2 protein-coding genes are annotated in these 3,762 nt (G+C 44.6%); both read right to left on the bottom strand.

What is annotated here, in order from left to right:
* The coding region (locus F6K57_RS39380; protein WP_293074165.1) for a POTRA domain-containing protein at positions 1-1,315 on the bottom strand (1,315 nt) is incomplete at its 3' end.
* A gap of 1,489 nt (positions 1,316-2,804) precedes the next feature.
* Positions 2,805-3,762: DUF4912 domain-containing protein (locus tag F6K57_RS39385; RefSeq protein ID WP_293074167.1), on the bottom strand; the 958-nt coding region annotated here is incomplete at its 5' end.

Below are 3,762 nucleotides of genomic sequence, written 5' to 3' on the forward strand. Positions count from 1 at the left end.
TTCCCTCCAAATCCCGACGTAGATACTCTTGTTCAAACTTAATCACGCTCAGGGTAGTCGAGCCATCTTGATCTGGACCAAAGCCAAACCCAAGAGGCTCATCACCCAAAAAAGTCTGACCATCTCTGTAGCTGAATCCTAGAGACAGAGCAAATTCTTCCCGAGGTGTACGGTACAACGGCTGACGAAATCGAATTTCATATAGCTCAGATTCTCCCTCAATATCAAAAACATTGAATGGTGCTTGAGTCACCCGATTACGGTCGATCACTGTTCGCAGTTCTAAGGTACCATTTCGGGGATTGAGGGGAAAGCGATAGCCAATATCAAAAATATTAGACCCCCCAGTGGTCGAACGGCGATAAGTGAAAGAAATTTCATCCCCATTGCCAGTTAGGTTGAGATGCCGAAGATTAAAGCTCATTCGTTCAGAACCAATACTAGGAGGTGAGTAGTTATCAACCCATACACTGCCTTCGAACGGATTAGCTTCCACAACACGAACAATCAGAATGCTCTGTCCTACTTTTGTTCCTTTGCGCAGGCTGGCTTCTATACTTTCCAACTTTGGGTCAAGCCGTAACAATCGTAATTGGTTTTCCAAATCAGTAGTATTGAATGGTGTTCCAGTACCTAACTGGACACGGCTGCGGATATAGTTGGCATTGAGGCGGCGTGTTCCTTCAACTTCGATCTTTTCTATACCCCCTTCTAGGACACGAATTGTAACAATGCCCTTGTTAATGTCAATGGTTTGCTCGGCCAGAATTGCTCTAGTGTTAATATAGCCTTGCTTGAGGTAAACCGTAGTAATAGCATCCGCGACTTCTCTTAGTTGCTCAATAGTCAGGGAGCGTCCTTGATAAGGTTGTATGATCTGCTTAAACTGCTCTGGTGAAAAGATAGTGCTGCCAATGACTTCAATTTTATCAACTTGAATAGTTTGAGAATCAAAAACAGTTAGTTGAGCAGGTGTATTGGGTTTATTATCTAGTAGAACTGGTTCTTCTGAATCTGATCCTATGGGCGCTAATAGTTCACCTATCTGATTTTGATAATTTTCATCAACCAATTGTCCTGACTCCTGAGCGATTTTCTTCTCCTGCTGGTTAACCAGAAGGTTACTTGTGCTTAGAGATCTATGATTGCTTGGCAAAGAGGTTAGGGTTACTGCTAGGGCATCATTACAAGTGCTACAGGCAATTATTAAATACAACGGTGTAAATTTATTTGATATTAATTTATTTAAGAAATACTTAATAAGCACAATTTGAATTAACATCTGATGCCAAAGCAATCCGATCTTCGAGCGCATCGGGTTTTTTATTCTCCTTAGGTGGGGATATCTAGGGATTTTGGGTGACAACGAATGGTTCAAACGTAAACGCCACTAAAAAGCCTAACCCTGATTAGTTCAAAAATTCCAAAAAACTATCACCATCGTCTCTCGCAGTTATAGCTTATATCAAATTCGTTTAACAAAACTCCCTATCCATCCCCACCGTCTTTCACGGTGGGGATGGATAGGGAGACGACAACTAGAGCGCGATTCGTGCTAAAATAAAAGTGGTCGATGACCCTCCTGACTGACTAAAAGGCTACCTTCAAGGTGTAAAAGTACGCTTCAGAGTTCAGGGTTTGAAGTTACCGTAAGTAGAGGGTCGCCTTAATCAAACAGTTTTAACCCTTTTATGCATAGCCGACCAACCATAAAGGCGACCCTCTACTAAGGTTTCGTCTCCGGGAAGAGACTTGCCCCAGCTGGTCAGCTATCGCTGTAATTCCAAGGTAAGTCTGTCGCCAAAATATGCGTCGATAGAAGGCGGATGTCTGCCTGTGGACGCTGAGTAAGACCAAGACGAGCAGGCGCGCGCCTCCTAGGCCGGGTTCCCCGGCCTTGGGTCGCGCCTCTGGTTGAGGCATCGGGGACCCGCGCGGGAAACCTCGTTCGCGTAGCGTCGGGCAAAGCCCGAAAGACGAATAAAACCGTCCCTGATTGAACTGAGAATGGGAAGCCCCAACCGAGCGCGAACGCGCCCCGCGTGACCAAAGGTCAAGCAGGTTGGGGTACTTCACTTACCCATAATCAAAATCTCTACCCTGTCTGACCCTGTGGTGGGTTTTCCGCTGTCAGTATAACCTTTGTGTATTTAACAGGTGCGCGCCCGTTCGCACTCAGCGTCGGGCTTTGCCTAAAGGGTCGCACCTATAGCGAATTCAATTCTTAATGGGTCAAGCACACCTATTAACTCTTGGCAAAAAAATCCCTTGGCTAGTGTCGGGGGAACTCTTTAGAAGTATGAAGTGTGAATTCTCACCTTATTATAGGCAATTATAGGCAAATGCTAGTTCTTGAACTATATAGCAATAGTTAGTATATACCTATACAAACTATTAGATAAATTGTATCAAAAGCTACAATTTATCTTGACGACTATAAAATCCAATAGTTATAGCATATTTATTTATAATAATCGTCTGCCTTAATTTACTGCTCTTCCGCACTTGTTATGGTAACAAAGCAGTTCAATCATCCTGATCGCCTTATTGGGAATTGCTTGAGCGCCTAATTTTTGCCCTCGAAAAGCCGCTCAGAAACAAGCAATGAACATCACAAACATGGCAGGACTTGGATGATGGCAGGACTTGGTAGTGCAACGACAGCCCAATAGTCTTTGCCATACCAATGGGATCCTACCATAGAAGCTGACGCTTCGCGATGCAAAAGCTGATTTGACTTACCCCACCCAACTTATAAAATATCAGTGAAAATTATGGGTGGGGACTGCACTCAATCATTGTGTTCAATTGAACACCATATCAGTATGACATGATGGCGTCTCGCGGATGAACTTCATATTAATTGAGCGAGTTTGCTTGCCATCCGCTGACACTGCCATGATTGGGTAGTCAATCAGAGCATCCTGCAAAGACATCTGGAAGCGGAAGGTACCGTCTGGGTTAATCTTGACCGGAAGTCCATCAATAGTAACGGAAGCATCAGGATCAGTGGTACCATGGATAATTAGCTCCGCATCTGCCAGTAACAACAATTCCGGAGAAGGAGCAGGGGGAGCATAATCCCTCAAACCAGCTCCCGACATGTTTGGAGAAACCCACTTACCAATACCCGAAGGGAAAGCATTGGAAGTTATTGCTGACCTTGGAACTTGCTGCATAGAACTATAAACAGAACCAGCTACTGCCTGAGATTCCCCAGATTGAGTTATGCCAAAGATTTCGCCATAGATAGGGGGATTAGGCATTTCCGAGCTACTCCCATTAGCTGTTTGGCTAGGTGGCAGAAGTTTTAGGACAGTCTTACCCTGTAAATTATCATTCCAGTTGACCGTGATGAATTGGTCTTCCATCCATTTAGAGGGATAGGCTGGGGGGGCATGGATAGGTGCTGAACGGGCCAGAACTAGCCATTGACCATCTTCACAGCGATAACCAATCTCAACTACATAGTCGCGATCGCTAACTGGCATGGGTAGATACCATTCTCGCGCTAGCTCATCACACGGATATTCTTGGATACTATGGGGACTTTGATCATCCAGTTTGATTGCAGTAACATCATAGAGCCTTAGAGCGAGTTGTTGACCTCCCTGAGAGCGCAGTTCTTTTTTATGTTCATTCGGAATCTCCCAATAAGCATAAGACCAATGTGGATCACGAGGCATTAGGACAATCCGGCTTTCACCATAACCTTCTGGTAGCTCTGCTAATCCCTCATCAACAGAAACTAGACTATCACTA

Origin of the sequence: Moorena sp. SIO4A5 (assembly GCF_010672005.1) — a bacterium.
GTDB lineage: Bacteria > Cyanobacteriota > Cyanobacteriia > Cyanobacteriales > Coleofasciculaceae > Moorena.